10 protein-coding genes and 1 tRNA gene are annotated in these 14,693 nt (G+C 57.3%); 6 read left to right on the forward strand and 5 right to left on the reverse strand.

Annotation, left to right across the window (positions count from 1 at the left end):
* Window positions 1-233: 233 nt before the first annotated feature.
* From VEG30_00555 to VEG30_00565, 3 genes are all read left to right on the forward strand, one after another.
* Window positions 234-3,638, forward strand: coding sequence for a carboxypeptidase-like regulatory domain-containing protein (locus VEG30_00555; protein ID HXZ78389.1), 3,405 nt, complete (start codon window positions 234-236; stop codon window positions 3,636-3,638).
* A 312-nt stretch (window positions 3,639-3,950) separates the two neighbouring features.
* Complete coding sequence (locus VEG30_00560) at window positions 3,951-4,199, forward strand: hypothetical protein (GenBank protein HXZ78390.1); 249 nt, start codon at window positions 3,951-3,953, stop codon at window positions 4,197-4,199.
* A gap of 48 nt (window positions 4,200-4,247) precedes the next feature.
* A complete protein-coding gene (locus VEG30_00565) occupies window positions 4,248-4,622 on the forward strand; it encodes a winged helix-turn-helix domain-containing protein (GenBank protein ID HXZ78391.1) in 375 nt (124 codons plus the stop codon).
* A gap of 133 nt (window positions 4,623-4,755) precedes the next feature.
* Here VEG30_00565 and VEG30_00570 read toward each other — a convergent pair whose 3' ends face one another.
* A complete protein-coding gene (locus tag VEG30_00570) occupies window positions 4,756-5,130 on the reverse strand; it encodes a RidA family protein (GenBank protein HXZ78392.1) in 375 nt (124 codons plus the stop codon).
* A gap of 57 nt (window positions 5,131-5,187) precedes the next feature.
* On the opposite strand from VEG30_00570, the gene VEG30_00575 reads away from it, so the two are divergent.
* A complete protein-coding gene (locus tag VEG30_00575) occupies window positions 5,188-5,781 on the forward strand; it encodes a class IV adenylate cyclase (GenBank protein HXZ78393.1) in 594 nt (197 codons plus the stop codon).
* A 31-nt stretch (window positions 5,782-5,812) separates the two neighbouring features.
* Here the strand turns inward: VEG30_00575 and secA are convergent, their stop codons facing one another.
* A complete protein-coding gene (secA, locus tag VEG30_00580; GenBank protein ID HXZ78394.1) occupies window positions 5,813-8,761 on the reverse strand; it encodes a preprotein translocase subunit SecA in 2,949 nt (982 codons plus the stop codon).
* A 227-nt stretch (window positions 8,762-8,988) separates the two neighbouring features.
* On the opposite strand from secA, the gene VEG30_00585 reads away from it, so the two are divergent.
* Complete coding sequence (locus VEG30_00585; protein ID HXZ78395.1) at window positions 8,989-9,516, forward strand: hypothetical protein; 528 nt, start codon at window positions 8,989-8,991, stop codon at window positions 9,514-9,516.
* 101 nt (window positions 9,517-9,617) lie between these two features.
* Here VEG30_00585 and VEG30_00590 read toward each other — a convergent pair whose 3' ends face one another.
* Window positions 9,618-10,310 carry a lipid-binding SYLF domain-containing protein gene (locus VEG30_00590; protein ID HXZ78396.1) on the reverse strand — a complete coding sequence of 231 codons (693 nt, stop codon included), beginning with the start codon at window positions 10,308-10,310 and terminating at the stop codon, window positions 9,618-9,620.
* Window positions 10,311-10,643: 333 nt separating this feature from the next.
* On the opposite strand from VEG30_00590, the gene VEG30_00595 reads away from it, so the two are divergent.
* A tRNA-Glu gene (locus VEG30_00595) sits at window positions 10,644-10,721 on the forward strand.
* Window positions 10,722-11,284: 563 nt separating this feature from the next.
* On the opposite strand, the gene VEG30_00600 is transcribed toward VEG30_00595, so the two are convergent.
* Together VEG30_00600 and VEG30_00605 are read right to left on the reverse strand one after the other, a co-directional pair.
* Window positions 11,285-12,652: a hypothetical protein gene (locus VEG30_00600; protein ID HXZ78397.1), complete on the reverse strand. Its 1,368-nt coding sequence runs from the start codon at window positions 12,650-12,652 to the stop codon at window positions 11,285-11,287.
* Complete coding sequence (locus VEG30_00605; GenBank protein ID HXZ78398.1) at window positions 12,652-14,658, reverse strand: oligopeptide transporter, OPT family; 2,007 nt, start codon at window positions 14,656-14,658, stop codon at window positions 12,652-12,654. Before VEG30_00605 ends, VEG30_00600 begins: the two co-directional genes overlap by 1 nt.
* Window positions 14,659-14,693 lie beyond the last annotated feature (35 nt).

Here is a 14,693-nt window from a genome sequence, read left to right on the forward strand (position 1 = left end):
CCGCACCAAAGAATGACTTCGTGAGGGGAAGATGTCCGACTGCTAATAGCTTTCTCAGTGCCTGGCATAAGAATTCGTTTCCCACGTAATTCCCTGATGTTTGCAACAAAACTTATGCGTGGAAGAAGCGCAGGGGGATTTCTGTACCTCCTCCAGAGAATAGGGTCAGCAGTCGTGGATTTCTGAACCGCAATACAAAGGAGCAAGTCTGGCTCCCCCGGAGGGTGCATCACGTGCTTAGACTTTCGTCGGCTGCAACTGTTCTGCTGGCCTGTGCCGTTGTTCTCTCCTCGGCGGCACATGCCCAGTCCACCTTCGGCTCGATCCTGGGCGTAGTAAAAGACCCCAGCGGGCTAGTCATCCCTGCGGCCAAGATCACGCTTCTTAGCCTGGAGGAGCAGTCCACGCATGATACCGCCTCTGAAATGGATGGCTCCTTTCAGTTCATGAACGTAAAACCTGGTCGCTACGAGATCACGGCCAATGCCCAGGGCTTCAACCAATTCAAGCTGGAATCGGTGCAACTCGAAGCTCGTCAGACTCTGCGTGTCGATCTCTCGATGAAAGTGCACAGCGGATCAGAAATCGTCGATGTCGGCAGCACCGCGCCCATGATCAACACCGAAAGCGCGACGCTCGCCGAGTCCAAGGACTTCATCCAAATCTCTCAGCTCCCGGTCAACTATCGTGGCGCAACCACCAGTTCCCTGGCAATGCTGGCCACGGTCCCAGGCACACAGCAGGATGGCAACGGCAATGTCACCATTGGCGGCGGCCTGCCCTCGCAAGTCCAGTACTCGGTCGACGGCGCTTCCACGGTCAACATCCGACAGAACGGGGCACTGGCGAATATGAACCCTTCGTCGGAGCTCATCAGCGAGTTCAAGGTCTCGCAGTTCAACAACAACGCGGAATTCGCTCAGCTCGGCGATGTCACCATCGCCACCAAGAGCGGCGGCGATCACTTTCACGGCAGCGCTTTTGAGTACCTGCAAAACAGCGCTCTGGATGCCACCACTTATGGATTTCCCAGCAAGCCCCATAAGGCCTTCAACACCTTCGGCGGAAGCCTGGGAGGACCGCTGAGGATTCCCCACCTGACGGGCAAGACACCCCACACATTTTTCTTTGTCGCTTACGAAGGAAACCGTCGCCGCACAGTAACGCCGTTGTTCTTAAACGTGCCGAGTCTAGATATGCGGGCGGGCAATCTGAATGAGCTGACTGGCAGCTACGGCCGGGTAGTTGATCCGCTTACTGGTCAGCCGTTCGCCAACAACACGATTCCCGCCAACCGCATTAGCGCCACCTCCGCATCGTTGTTGCAGAATTACCTGACGCAGCTACCTAATGCGACAGCGGCAGGCGCAAATTATCTGCAGCAGACTGCAACCCCCAGCAACACCGATGGCTACGACATCCGCGTAGATCACACGCTGACTAACAAGCAGTCTCTCTACGTTCGCTGGAGCGCGAAAAACATTTCTACCACGATCGCCAACCCGCTTCTTCCCAGCGATCAAGACAGCGAAACCGATCGCAACTTGATCTTCTCTCACAACTACGCGATCACCAACACTCTGGTGAATGAAGCGCGTTTCGGACTATCGATGTTCCGGATGAGCGTGCAGTTTCCCATTCAGGGTGCGACCGCAGTGCAGGACTTGGGCCTGCTCGGGCTTGACCTCAGCGACCACCCCGATGCTTCGGCCTTTCCTACTTTCAATTTCAACGACGGCACGGGTCTCACTCCCATTGGTCGCGACAAAGCGGGCGTAACCAAGTCGCAAACGATCCAATTCACCGACAACCTGAGTTGGGCACGCGGCAAGCACAGCCTGAAGTTTGGGGCTGACATTCGTCGTGTCGCTTACGCCGATATCGAGAGCTTCGGCGGATCCGACGACTTCGGGGCGTTTACGTTTACCTCCGGCGCTCTGACGGGAAACAAGGCCTGCGGCGATCCCACCGCAACGGCTCCTTATCTCTGCGAGTCGGCATTTGCCGACTTCCTGCTCGGATTGCCGGCCAAGACCTATGTGGCACAATCAGGGCCGGATGTGCTTGCCCACACCTGGCAGACCGGACTCTACGCGCAAGACGAATGGCGCATCCACCCTCGGTTGACCTTGAGCTTCGGCCTGCGCTGGCAAGCCTTGCCGCCTTTCGTCAGCCCGCTCAACAACCTCACCGCATTCGACAAGAGGAATGGAGGCGTAATTGTTCCTGATCACAACGTGCCCGTGCAGGGATTCCTCGAGTCCATCAATGCTTGTGCTGGAGCGTACAACCCCTATGGTATCTCCAATCCCGCGCTTCCCTGCGGTCCGGTAGAATCCGCCAGCTCGCAAGGACTGGGCTCTGGGGTCCGCGAGTTCTACAAAAAGAACTTTCAGCCGCGCATCGGATTCGCCTATCGCCCATTCGGCAACGAAAAAACTGTGATCCGTGGCGGCTTCGGGATTTTCACCATGACAAACCTGGGGCAGCTCTCGTTCAACACCACCAATATCAGCGTAGGTGTTGTGCGCACCACCGCCAATGGTGTGGTCAGCGGCCTGCCGGCCTACCAGTTCCCCAACGTTCGCACACCCGACAATCCTCTGACGATAGCCGGAACGGGCGACTTCTATCAGAACACGCCCATCAACTATCGGGATCCGCAGTCAGCGCAATGGAATTTGACTGTGGAAAGAGAATTGATTCGCGACACCACCCTGCGTGTCAGCTATGTCGGCACCAACTCGTATCGCATGAGCCAGACCGTGGACTTGAATCAGGTCCCGCCCAGTGCAGTGTCGCCCAATCCCAATCTGCGGCCGTACCTCAACTGGGGACGCATTCTCTCCTCTGAGAATCAAGGCTCCGTCAACTACGAAGCCCTGCAGTCGGAAATCAACCATCGCAGCCGCGGTGGCCTGACGCTACAGGCGAGTCACGTGTGGGCCAAGAGCCTGGGCAATGTGGGCGGAGATGCTCCCACTGCCTTCTCTCCCGAAGTCATCTACGGAACCCCCGTAGCCAACCGATTCGACCTGGCGGCCAATCGCGGTGACGTCGCGGCCGTTCGGCGTAATCGGGTGCTGGTCTCCGCGATCTACGAACTTCCGGTGGGCAATGGCCGGCACTTCCTCAACCATATGAGTTCCGTGCCACAAGCCATTTTTGGTGGATGGTCGATCAGCACCGTCAGCATGTGGCAGACGGGACCATTTCTGACTCCGGTGACGAGCCCCAATTACGATCCTGGAAATCTCAACCTTGTTTATCGTGGCGCACTCCAGCGGCCGGATTGCGTAGCCAACGGTAACCTCTCGCAGCCTACCGTGAACGAATACTTCAATATCAACGCGTTCAATCCTGTTCCTGCTGGAGCAACCGGCAACTGCCGCGTTGGAAGTCTGGTAGGCGCAGGCACGGTGGCAATTGCGGGCGGACTCTCCAAAACCTTCGCTATTGGGGAGAAGGCTCGAATCAAATTTGAGAGCACGTTCACCAATCTGCCCAATCATCTCAACTATGCAGCCCCTTCGACCGATGTTTCTTCTCCCGCCACCTTCGGGAAGATCACCAGTGTTCAGACCGCCGAAAACGCCGGCAACCGCACAGGTCAGCTGGCGCTACGGGTCGAGTTCTGAAGATGCGGCAGGTCGGCTGAGAGGAACAGCACAATGAGGGCGCGGCTCTCGGGTCGCGCCCGCTTTTAGCGCGCGGACCCCGTCATTTGCTCTACTTCGGAAGTATCTACAAGATCGCACGCGACATCAAGTCGACTTCCACATCGCAGCCGGACTCTCTGGAGCAGCACCCGACGTGTTCGTCGGAGCAGGCTATTCGTTTCTGTTTCGATTGGCAAAGTGAAGCAGGAGCCCTGCTTTATGGTTCTTTTATGAACCTTTTATTCAAACGTTATGCCCTCGGGTATCCAATCAAAGCGAGGGATGATTGGTATGTCCATTAAAGAAGTCTCTGCCGAACAGCTCGCACAACTCTTTCATCATTACCACGAAGCGCTTGCCGCCGATTTTGGCTGCAACCACCAGCCCAGTGCTGAGACCTGGGGCGAACTCTCCGCCAACGAGCAGCGCCGGATGGTTGCGGCGGCGCGCCTGGCATTACTGGAAATCAATACTCATCAGGACCAACAAGAGCAACGGCGCTGGTTTGCGAAACCAGGCCAAGCCGAATGGGGTTGTTGAACACAGTTGCATCGCCAACAACACAAAGTATTCAAAGAAGGAGGGCCCATGGCTCATACCGCAAACGTAAGGCCATTTCCTCAACGCGCGAGTGACGACGAAGGAGGCCATCCGTCAACCGATGTTATCGATGTGGGTGACTTTCACATTGACCTCTCGGCGCGCACCGCCACCGTGCGAGGGCGAGAACTGCGGCTCACACCCGAAGAATTTGATCTGTTGATGTTTCTCACGTCGCATCCCAAAAAGCTGGTCACACCATCGACGCTGCTATCCACCAACTGGAATCGGAAGGGAGTGCAGCACGCGGAGTTCCTTCGCGTTCTACTGTCACTGCGGAGGAAATTAGAAGAGGATGGGCCTCAACATTACATCCGAACTGAGCCTTGGGTCTTATACCGCTTCGACCCCGTAGCCTCCTGAGCAAATGGGTACGGGGCGCGAATGGTCATCGCCGCTTGATACTCGGGTCTTCGCATTGGGCGCTGCCTCCCATTCGGGGCTGTTGAGGAAGCAGTTGTCATAAAGCCAACCGGTTTGCGACGGCTCCAGTCCATCAATTCTTTCGCGCGATCCCCACGATCTCAAAGCGTCCCTGCCGGAGCAGTGGGCCCGACCCAATGAAGGCTCGTGCGGGCAGAGGTCCCTGGAAATACTCGCGGTATCTTTTGTTGAAATGCTCGAATAGTCCGAGGTTGCAGCAGAATATCTGCACCAGCACCAGGTCATTCAAGGTCATCCCCGCTTCCGCCAGGACGGCCCGCAGGTGCTCGAACAGCAGCGTGATCTCGTGATCCACATCCATGGGCGCAATGCCCAGGGCGGGATCGATTCCGATACATCCTGATAGATAGAGCGTGTCGTCGACCAGTACGGCATCACTAAACGGTAAACTCTCCGGATGATGAAGCAGGTTGATGTGCGTGCGCATGCAGTCTATCTACTCCTGAATTGTTTAAACCTTGGGCCTGAGAGGAACAGCCCTGCGATGCCGCAGATAACTTATACTTCTTTGGTGGCTGAGCACAAAGAAGTCGAAATCAAGTTTCGGATTCCCGATCTGACGAAGCTTGAAGCGCGACTGTTTGAGCTCAACTTCCACCAGCAGACGCCACCCAGCCATGAGATGAACATACTCTACGATCGCGGAGGTGAACTACGCCGCGGTGGTTCTTTGCTTCGGCTGCGCAAGTACGGCGACACCTGGCTGCTGACGTACAAGGGACGCTCGGACGAGAACGGCAGCCACAAAACCCGCATCGAGATTGAGACCGAAGTGGCTGATGGCGAGCGGATGAATGCCATGCTGCTGGCTCTAGGCTATGCTCCCAGCTTCCGCTACGAAAAGTTCCGCAGCGAATGGACTGACGGTGAAGGAAAGGTCGTGCTGGACCAAACTCCCATCGGCAACTTCGGCGAAATCGAAGGTTCTCCTGATTGGATCGACCGCATTGCCTCTGAGCTTCACATCCCTCGTGAGCACTACATCACCAAGAGTTACGCAGAGCTGTTTTTTGAATGGCAGAAACAGACTCACAACGAAGCCGAAGAAATGACCTTTGCGGCGATACCGCGACTCTAGAGTGTGAATGAGAACCTGACGTTTGGAATGGTTACGCGTTCTGGCCGCAGCACTTCTTGTACTTTTTGCCGGAGCCGCAGGGGCACGGATCGTTGCGGCCAATCTTGGCGCTGCCCCGAACCACCTGCTGCACCTGGCGCATGTCGCCGGCTCCCGCCATACGCGCTTCCTCCAGTTCGCGTTTCTTGCGCCGCAAAAATGCCTCTTCGATTTCGTCGACACTGGTCGCCAGGGGCCGGGGACGCCGTCCATCACCGCCTCGCGGCTCGCGCGCTCCCAAATCAGGCGGCTGTTCGCCCCCCGGCGCACCCACAGCAACCTCAACTCCGGCCGGCCCGATGATCTGCATCAGGTACAGATAGCGCGTCGTGTCCTCCTGGAAGCGCTTCATCATCTCTTCAAACATATCGAAGGACTCGCGCTTGTATTCCACCAGAGGATCGTGCTGCCCGTACCCGCGAAGCCCGATGCCTTCCTTCAGATGATCCATGTTGAGCAGGTGATCCTTCCACTGCGAATCGAGCACACTCAACATGATCATGCGTTCGTGGCGGCGCATCTCGGTGGGACCGATCAACCTCTCCTTAGCGTCGTAACGCTGCTTCAGCTTGTCAAAGATCGCGTCGCCGAGCTCCTGCCGGTTGAGAGTCTCCGGCTTGATGCCCTCAGCTAGAATGTCCACACCGAACCGGGTGAAGATCGCATCTTTCAAGCCCTTGGTGTCCCAGTCCTCCGGATGCACATCCCGGGCACAGTAGCGATCCATCAGATCGCTCAGGATGTCGGCGACATAATCTTCCAGAATCAGTTCTTTCTGATCGACACCCTCCAGCAGCTGGCGGCGAAGGCTGTAGACAGCCTCGCGCTGCTTGTTCATCACGTCGTCGTATTCCAATAGGTGTTTGCGGGCTTCAAAGTTCTGCGCTTCTACGGCTTTCTGTGCGGCTTCAATCCTGCGAGTGATCAGCCGCGACTCGATGGGAATGCCCTCTTCCATGCCCAGCCGCTGCAGCAGCGTCGAAACCCACTCCTTGGCGAAGATGCGCATCAAGTCGTCTTCCAGCGACAGATAAAACCGGGAAGAACCGGGATCGCCCTGGCGTCCAGCACGACCGCGTAGCTGGTTATCGATCCGTCGGGCCTCGTGACGTTCGGTGCCCAGGATGTGAAGCCCACCAACGCCTACAACTTCCCCGTGATCGCCATCGGTTTGGGATTTGTACTTTTCCAGGGTCTGATTCCATAGATCAGCCGGACATTCGAATTCGCTGCCCTGGTAGTACCAGACGGTGGTGTTCTCGGTGTCGTGAGTTTCAATTTCGCCACCTGCCTGCTGCACGGCGCGGGCGATCCCCTGCTTCACCAGTTCCTGCTTAGCCATGAACTCGGGATTCCCACCCAACAGGATGTCCGTTCCGCGCCCGGCCATGTTGGTAGCGATGGTGATGGCTCCCTTGCGGCCTGCTTGCGCCACGATTTCCGCCTCTCTTTCGTGATACTTGGCGTTCAGCACCACATGCCGTTTTAAGCCTTTCTTCGTCAACAGTTCCGCGAGCCGCTCCGATTTTTCAATCGAGGTAGTACCCACCAGAATCGGCTGGCCGAGATCGTTCAATCTCTTAATTTCGTCGGCCACTGCGAAATACTTCTCCCGCTCCGTGCGATAGACGATGTCAGAATTCTCAACGCGCAGCAGCGGCCGGTTCGTGGGAATCACGATGACTTCGAGCTTATAAATCTTGTCGAACTCGGGCGCTTCGGTCTCGGCGGTACCAGTCATGCCGGCCAGTTTCTTGTACATGCGGAAATAGTTCTGGAACGTGATGGTGGCCAGCGTCTGATTTTCCCGCTCGACCTTGACGTTCTCTTTCGCCTCGACCGCCTGATGTAGCCCATCGGACCAGCGGCGGCCGGGCATCAGGCGTCCGGTGAACTCATCCACAATAATGACTTCACCCTCTTTGACCACATATTCGACATCGCGCCGATAGAGCGCGTGAGCTTTGACCGCGGTTTCCGCGTGGTGCTTGAGATCCCAGTTTTCTGGATCTGCAATGTTGCCGATGCCCAGCAACTGCTCCACCTTCTCCCAGCCTTGGTCGGTGATGGTGATGGTGCGGTGCTTCTCGTCAACTGTGAAGTCCCCGGTATAGGTCTTCCCTTCCCCCGGCGGTCCATCAATTTCCTCACCCTTCGTGAGCTTGGGAATGATCTTGTTTACGCGGTAATACTTGTCGGTGGATTCCTCGCTGGCGCCGCTGATGATCAAGGGTGTACGCGCTTCGTCAATCAGGATGGAGTCGACCTCGTCCACGATGCCAAAGTTGTGCCCCCGCTGCACACATTCCGATAGATCGAATTTCATGTTGTCGCGGAGATAGTCGAAGCCAAATTCGTTGTTGGTCCCATAGGTGACATCGGCGGCATAGGCTTCGCGCCGCTGATTGTCGTCGAGATCGTGAACGATCACCCCCACGCTCAACCCCAGGAAGGTATAGATCTTGCCCATCCACTCCGAGTCGCGTTTGGCCAGGTAATCGTTCACCGTGACAACGTGAACACCGCGTCCGGACAGCGCATTCAAGTACACCGGAAGGGTGGCAACCAAGGTCTTTCCTTCGCCGGTCTTCATTTCGGAAATCCTGCCCTGATGCAGCACCATGCCGCCGATCAACTGCACATCGAAGTGACGCATGTTCAGGACACGCCGGCCCGCCTCCCGAACCACAGCGAAGGCTTCGGGCAGGATCTGTTCCAGAATTTCCTTCAACGCCTGCGAACGCTCGTCTTCATCCTCCAAGCCTTCCAGATGTGCGGCGATGCGCTTGCGGAATTCGTCGGTCTTTTCTCGCAGCTGCACATCCGAGAGTTTCTTCATCTCCGGTTCCAGTGCGTTGATCTGCTGCACGACCGGCTGCAGGCGCTTGATCTCGCGCTCGTTCTTGGTCCCAAAAACCTTACCTAAAAGCTGATTAATCAATGTCTTATCCCTTCCGTGATCATCCCAAGTGAAGGAAAGAAAGCCGGGGCATGCTACAGGCTAACACACATCTGTTAGATGATCCTTGGCCAACCGAGAACCACATTCCCAGAAGAATTCCGGGGGACAGCTATAATGCATGGCACTATTTCGAGCCCGGCTACTGGTTTTGGGATTCACACCGATCCCCAGCCCCTTGAACCGATTGCTCGTGGAGGATAGGAACAATGAAGAGATGGTTCTCCCTGGCCGCCATTGTAGTCATCTCCTGCTGTGCCCTGATGTGGTCACAGACCACGAAAACGCAGGACAGCAAGCCCGCAGAAACCCAACAAGAAGCGTTGAAGCAGTTTGGCAGTACGGATTCCGCTAAGTGGACGGACACCAGCAAAGAAGCGGCTGCTACCGACGAGCAAAAAGCCTGGCTCAACAAAGGCAAGCCGGAAACCATCAGCGGCGAGGTGGTGGACGTCTCCTGCTACATGCAACTGGGCAAGACAGGTGCCAAGCACGCCGACTGCGGCGGCAAATGCGTGAAGAACGGGCAACCGATCGGGATTCTCACTTCCAGCAAAGAGCTATACCTGGTTATTCCGGAAGAGCATCACCCACGGCGCGACGGCCAGACCAATATTCGCGACGCTTTCGCCGCGCAGATGGGCAAGCAGGTCAAAGTAACGGGGATGGTACAGCAGACTCCGCAAGGCAAGGCGATTTTCGTCTCCAACATGGATGTGCAGAAGAGCGGCGACTAAGCTCTGGAGTTCGATAACGCGAAGGGGCGGCGCGGGCCGCCCCTTTTCGTTGACAATCTGTTTGTGCAGAATGCCGAAGGCTTCTCTGGGTCCGTCCCGTGTTAAGACGCCACGTGCTTGGGAGAGGCCTTTGTCAGTTCGCTCAGCAAAGCAGCACTTGCTGGGGGCGCTTTGACTGCCCCTTCCCGAACAATCTGCTTCGCTGAGAATTCTTTTCCGTAAAGATCCTTGTTGCCGCCATCATCGGAGCGGAGAGTAGAACCTTCCAGCGAGATCCCCGCAAAGACCCCCTGAGCACGTGAGTAGGAGAGCATTTCGGCTTTCATGACTACATCCGTGGCAGCGGCGGCATCGCGCCCCTTTGGCCCAGCCGCCGCGGAAGCGTCCGCTCCAAGCTTGACCTTACTGGACATCACCGAATTCGCCCCACGTTCGTTCATAACCAGAATCACGAAGTCAGTTGCCTCGCCGCCGATCTGCAAACCGAAACTCCCTCCTTCGAGGGCAAACATTGCGGGAGCGCTCCAGCCACCATTGAACTCCTTCCCTTTGCGACAGGTAATCACCCCTCGGCCATAGCTGCCACCGACGATGAAAGCTGCTTTCTTCACTCTGGGAAATACGATCACGCAAAAGGATTTGTTGAGTAGATCCTTGGGAATGCTCTCCGGCATCCCCAGGATTTCCTTCAGCACGTCGGCGGATTCCTGCAGCCGCTCCTGTTCCTTTTTCTGGCCGAACCCGGGTAAGGCCATGGCCAGGCAAACCAGCACCAGCATGCACTTCCTCATCATTTCCTGCCTCCAGTCGAGAGATTCGGGCGTTGTTGAAATTCCGGGCATCGAAATTCGGGGCATCAATTTCGGGGCATCAATAATGAGGGTGGACGGCAGATATTGCAACTGATGTAAAGTCGAGAGGGTTCCGCTAGAGTCGGGATCGGGAGTCTGTAAGGTGGGGTTTGCGGTGAGACCAGAACTTCTGGCGCGTTTGTAATCAAGCCGTCTGAGGCCAGCAAGACCATGCAAATAGGTAAGCCAGCTCATCTGTTACAATGCCTGAGGCTTAATGCAGATTTTTCTGCATGCCCGGCGTGCAAAAGCACGCGGCCTGATTCCTGCCAGAGCGTCCCCGTCGTCTAGCCCGGCCTAGGACATCGCCCTTTCACGGCGGTAACACGGGTTCAAATCCCGTCGGGGACGCCAAGATTCCAAAGCAATTAGCTGGATTTTAAGTTTAGTCAGGACTTCGCGATCACGATGAGCTCATGATCGAAACCGATTTCTCACCGACTCCAGGGAGTTTTCGGTTTCCTACCTAACAGGTAGAGAGCCGATCTTGGCCACCACATGAGATCTTTGGCATCAACGTCTTCAAGACGCTCATCATGCCGGCAATCACGCCTATGCCAGGCTCTCCCAAGCACGTGCTGGGCGTAGCGAACATCCGGGGCCAGATCATTCCGGTCATCGACTTCCCTCTGTCGTCGGCTGCACTCCCACGGCCCGCAACATACTCCTGGTCACGGAGTATGCACGCTCCGTGCAGGGGTTTGCCGTGGAGGAGGTCGAAGAGATCGTGCGCCTGGAGTGGAACCGGGTAGTTTCGGCAGAGAAATCGGCGGCTGGCGCGCTAGCACTAACCGCGTCGGGCGAACTTCGGCCTGGAAACGCTCACCGCCCCTTGGGCGTGTGTCGCTCGGGGGCTGGATCTCAGCCGACCCGCCCCCCTCCCGAAGCTGGATGAAATGGTGGTAGGGATGCAAACCTCAACCGACCGCCTGACCGGAATAAGTCAGCTGTTCGCATGCGGCTTCGACGGTCTCACAATCCACCAATCCGGCAGCGCCGTAGAGTACCGGCAGCAGCTGGCTCGGCGCATACTTGCGGCGCAGTTCTGCGACTCTCTCCGTGCCGCAACGGTAAGCCGGCAGATACATCCGTCCCAAGAGCGGATGACGTGCCCACGCGCCGGAGAGTTTGTCGGCACGCTCCTCGGTGACCAGGTAGTCCCGCCGAAGAATAGCGGCGACTTCTTCTTTCGGCATCTTCTCGCTCCAGGTGAGATACGAAGCTTCGTTCTTGGCGTCATCCTGCAAGAGCGCCAGGAGCACACCAATTTGTAAATCTTCATCTGGAAGCTGGTCCACTTCGGTGACGCCATGCGCGATCAGGATGGCGTTGTTCGCGATTCCTTCAAAAAGAGTGGCGGCACGTGTGTTCATGGTCAGGACCGTAGCCTCGAAACCCACCCGCCCGCGCACATACATGTCCTGCAAGTAGGCAAATGTAGTCACGTGTCCGGGCACAACCTCGTGACTGATCAATTGCTCGAATTCCGGGATGGAAATCTGCAGAGATGCGTTGATCTCGTAGGTTGCCTCATATTTCGGCTTTCCATCTGCCGTGCGGGCCCGCCCGACGTAATTCATGGAACCGGAAAACCAGGCATCCTTAATGGGAAGAAATTCGATGTTGGCGCGCGGCACGCGAGCCAGCTCGTGGGGAAGGTGAGGCATGAGATTCTGCTCGCTGAGCCGGTCGAAGTGGGCAATCACCGCGCTACTCAGGGCGCGCACTGAAGCCATGGGAACCGTGCGCTCGCGCCGCCAAGCGTCCACCGCGCCGAGAATTCCGCCCGAGCCCGACGGCGAATAGCCGGCTCGGCCCAACAGCCCTTCAACCCGCCGCCGCTTCGCTTCCGGCTGGGACGGCTCCGGCGCGCGCCCGGTGGAAGCTCTGACGCTTCGCTCATAGGGCACGGGATCGCCTTGGCCGAGGATCTCCATCGCCAGGTCCCACATGGTTTCCAAGCAAATCGCCAAACCGGATAAGTACTGACCACGTAAGCCGCCAATCTTCGGGCTTTCCTGGCGAACACCATGAATGGCGGCCGGAAGATCGACCTTCGCCAAATACTCATCCAGGGCGGCACGATCGACATTCTTGCCCGCAACCCCGCCGGATTCCCTCACGCGAGCCGCGGCTGGAAGGGTATAAGCAGGAGGCAGCGGCTCATCCGAAAACCAGGAATCGGCGATGAACCGGCCAGTTCCGGAGGGACACATCACATCACCGCCCCAGATCGTATCGATCCCAAGGATTGCATCAGCAGCGAATTTCCCTGCCTTGTCCATCACATCTCCTTTGCTTTTGTCAGCGAAGTGAACCAGACGTACAGACACAGACCAATGAAAGCGAGTGCCGAAATGGTCTGCGAAATCGCAATGTTCTCGTAGAACGGCGTCTGAAGCCACTCTTCTTTGAAGTGCGGGAGCACCCGCAGCGCCGCCCCAATCACGCCGCCGAGCGCGCCGCCAGCCATCAAGCCGCCGGCAATGATGATACCTCGCTCGCGGATTGTCCTACCTTGCTGGCCCCCCGTCTTTTCGGAGCGCTTGTTTACAAGGTGCGAGAGAAATCCCCCAGCCAGGATGGGGGTGGTCAACTGCAGCGGCAAATAGATTCCAAGCGCGAAGACCATGGAGGAAAGGCCGAGCATCTCCAGCACCACGGTGACCATGGCGCCGAGACCGAACAATATGTAGGGAGCGGGCTGGCCACTCATGAATCCCGAGACCACGGCTTTCAGCGCAGAGGCCTGGGGCGCAACCAGCACCTGCCGCGGATCGCCGGGCACGGCCTCTCCGAACTGGAATGCCTTGGCCAGCAGAATGATGGTCAAACCTGCCGTGATGGCCGACGCGACCACCCCGATGAACTTCACCTTCTCCTGCGCTGCGGGCGTGGAACCGACCCAATAGCCGGCCTTCAGATCGGTGACGAATTGTCCTGAGGCGCAAAGGGCAACGCAAACCATGCCCGCCAGGGCCATCACGAAGAACATGCCGGTGGCTCCCGAGAGCCCGAACTTAAGCAGCACGACCGCAGAGACGATTACGGTGAGCAAGGTCATTCCGCTGGCGGGGTTGTTGGCTGTCGTGGCAATGGCATTGGCAGCTACCGTGGTGAAAAAGAATGAAAACAGCAGGGTAAGTGCCAGGCCCATTCCAACCACCGTCCATGAAACATGAAGCTGTCCAAAGAAGGCAGCCACTGCAATTGCGCCCAGCACGACTCCGAGCAGGATAGTGATGATGGGAATGTCACGGTCCGTGCGTTCCATGTGCGGCGCTTCACCGTGACGAAAGGCGTGCAGCGCGATGCCAAACGATCCCGCAACCACGCGCAGCGATTTGAGAATTCCAACCAATCCGGCGCTCGCGATGGCTCCCACGCCGATGAAGCGCACGTAGTTGCGGTAGATGTCCGCAGCCGCCATGTGCGAAATGGGGATGGTGGCAGGGTACACGGTAACATCGCCCATGTGGCTGCCGAAAAACCAGATCATCGGCACGACTACGAAGTTCACCAGTACGCCGCCGGCACAAAAGATGAGAGCAACACGCAAGCCCATCACGTATCCCAGACCGAGAATGAAACTAACCGCATCGAAATTGAATACCATGCGGCTGCGATCCGCGAGTGACCGCACCACCGGCAGAAACTGGAAGTTCAGGTACTCTTTCCAGATATGAAAGGTGGTGACAAAGAAGTCGTAAATCGCGGCGATGACAGTGGCCTGAAGGAGAAGCTTGGCTTGCGAGCCGCCTTTTTCGCCTGTTACGAGGACTTCGGTGATGGCCGTGGCCTCCGGAAATGGGAACTTGCCGTGCATTTGGCGCACAAAGTAACGCCGCAGCGGGATGAGAAAGAGAATGCCAAGGCACCCGCCGGCCAGGCAGATGAAAATCGTCTGCACGGGATGCGGGTCGAGATGGAGAGCGTAAAGCGCCGGCACGGTGAAAACAGCGCCTGATACTACGGCGGCGGAAGCGCCGCCCATGCCGGTGATGATCACGTTCTCCAGCAGGGAGGAGCGCCGCTGGTACAAGCGCGCCAAGCCGATGGCGAGGATGGAGATGGGAATCGCAGCCTCCATTCCCTGGCCGACTTTGAGAGCGGAATAGGCCGACGCTACCGAGAAGATCACGCAAAACAGGACTCCCCACAAGATGGAGCGCGATGTCAGTTCTGGTAATTTTGCGGTAGCCGGGACGATGGGCAGATACAATTCGCCGTCATGCAGCGGCTTGTAGGCATTTTCGGGAAGAGTCTTGGTGTCGATGAGCTCAGCCGGCATTGGTATTCCCTCGTTCCCAAGTGGACCATTCCCCT

The organism is Terriglobales bacterium (assembly GCA_035624455.1).
Taxonomy (GTDB): domain Bacteria; phylum Acidobacteriota; class Terriglobia; order Terriglobales; family Acidobacteriaceae; genus DASPRM01.

Excerpts from the sequence above, each read along its gene's own strand:
- VEG30_00575 (HXZ78393.1), top strand. The coding sequence starts at position 5,188 with ATGCCGCAGATAACTTATACTTCTTTGGTGGCTGAGCACAAAGAAGTC.
- VEG30_00570 (HXZ78392.1), bottom strand. The coding sequence starts at position 5,130 with ATGCGCACGCACATCAACCTGCTTCATCATCCGGAGAGTTTACCGTTT.
- VEG30_00590 (HXZ78396.1), bottom strand. The coding sequence starts at position 10,310 with ATGATGAGGAAGTGCATGCTGGTGCTGGTTTGCCTGGCCATGGCCTTA.
- VEG30_00560 (HXZ78390.1), top strand. The coding sequence starts at position 3,951 with ATGTCCATTAAAGAAGTCTCTGCCGAACAGCTCGCACAACTCTTTCAT.
- VEG30_00600 (HXZ78397.1), bottom strand. The coding sequence starts at position 12,652 with ATGGACAAGGCAGGGAAATTCGCTGCTGATGCAATCCTTGGGATCGAT.
- VEG30_00565 (HXZ78391.1), top strand. The coding sequence starts at position 4,248 with ATGGCTCATACCGCAAACGTAAGGCCATTTCCTCAACGCGCGAGTGAC.
- VEG30_00605 (HXZ78398.1), bottom strand. The coding sequence starts at position 14,658 with ATGCCGGCTGAGCTCATCGACACCAAGACTCTTCCCGAAAATGCCTAC.
- VEG30_00585 (HXZ78395.1), top strand. The coding sequence starts at position 8,989 with ATGAAGAGATGGTTCTCCCTGGCCGCCATTGTAGTCATCTCCTGCTGT.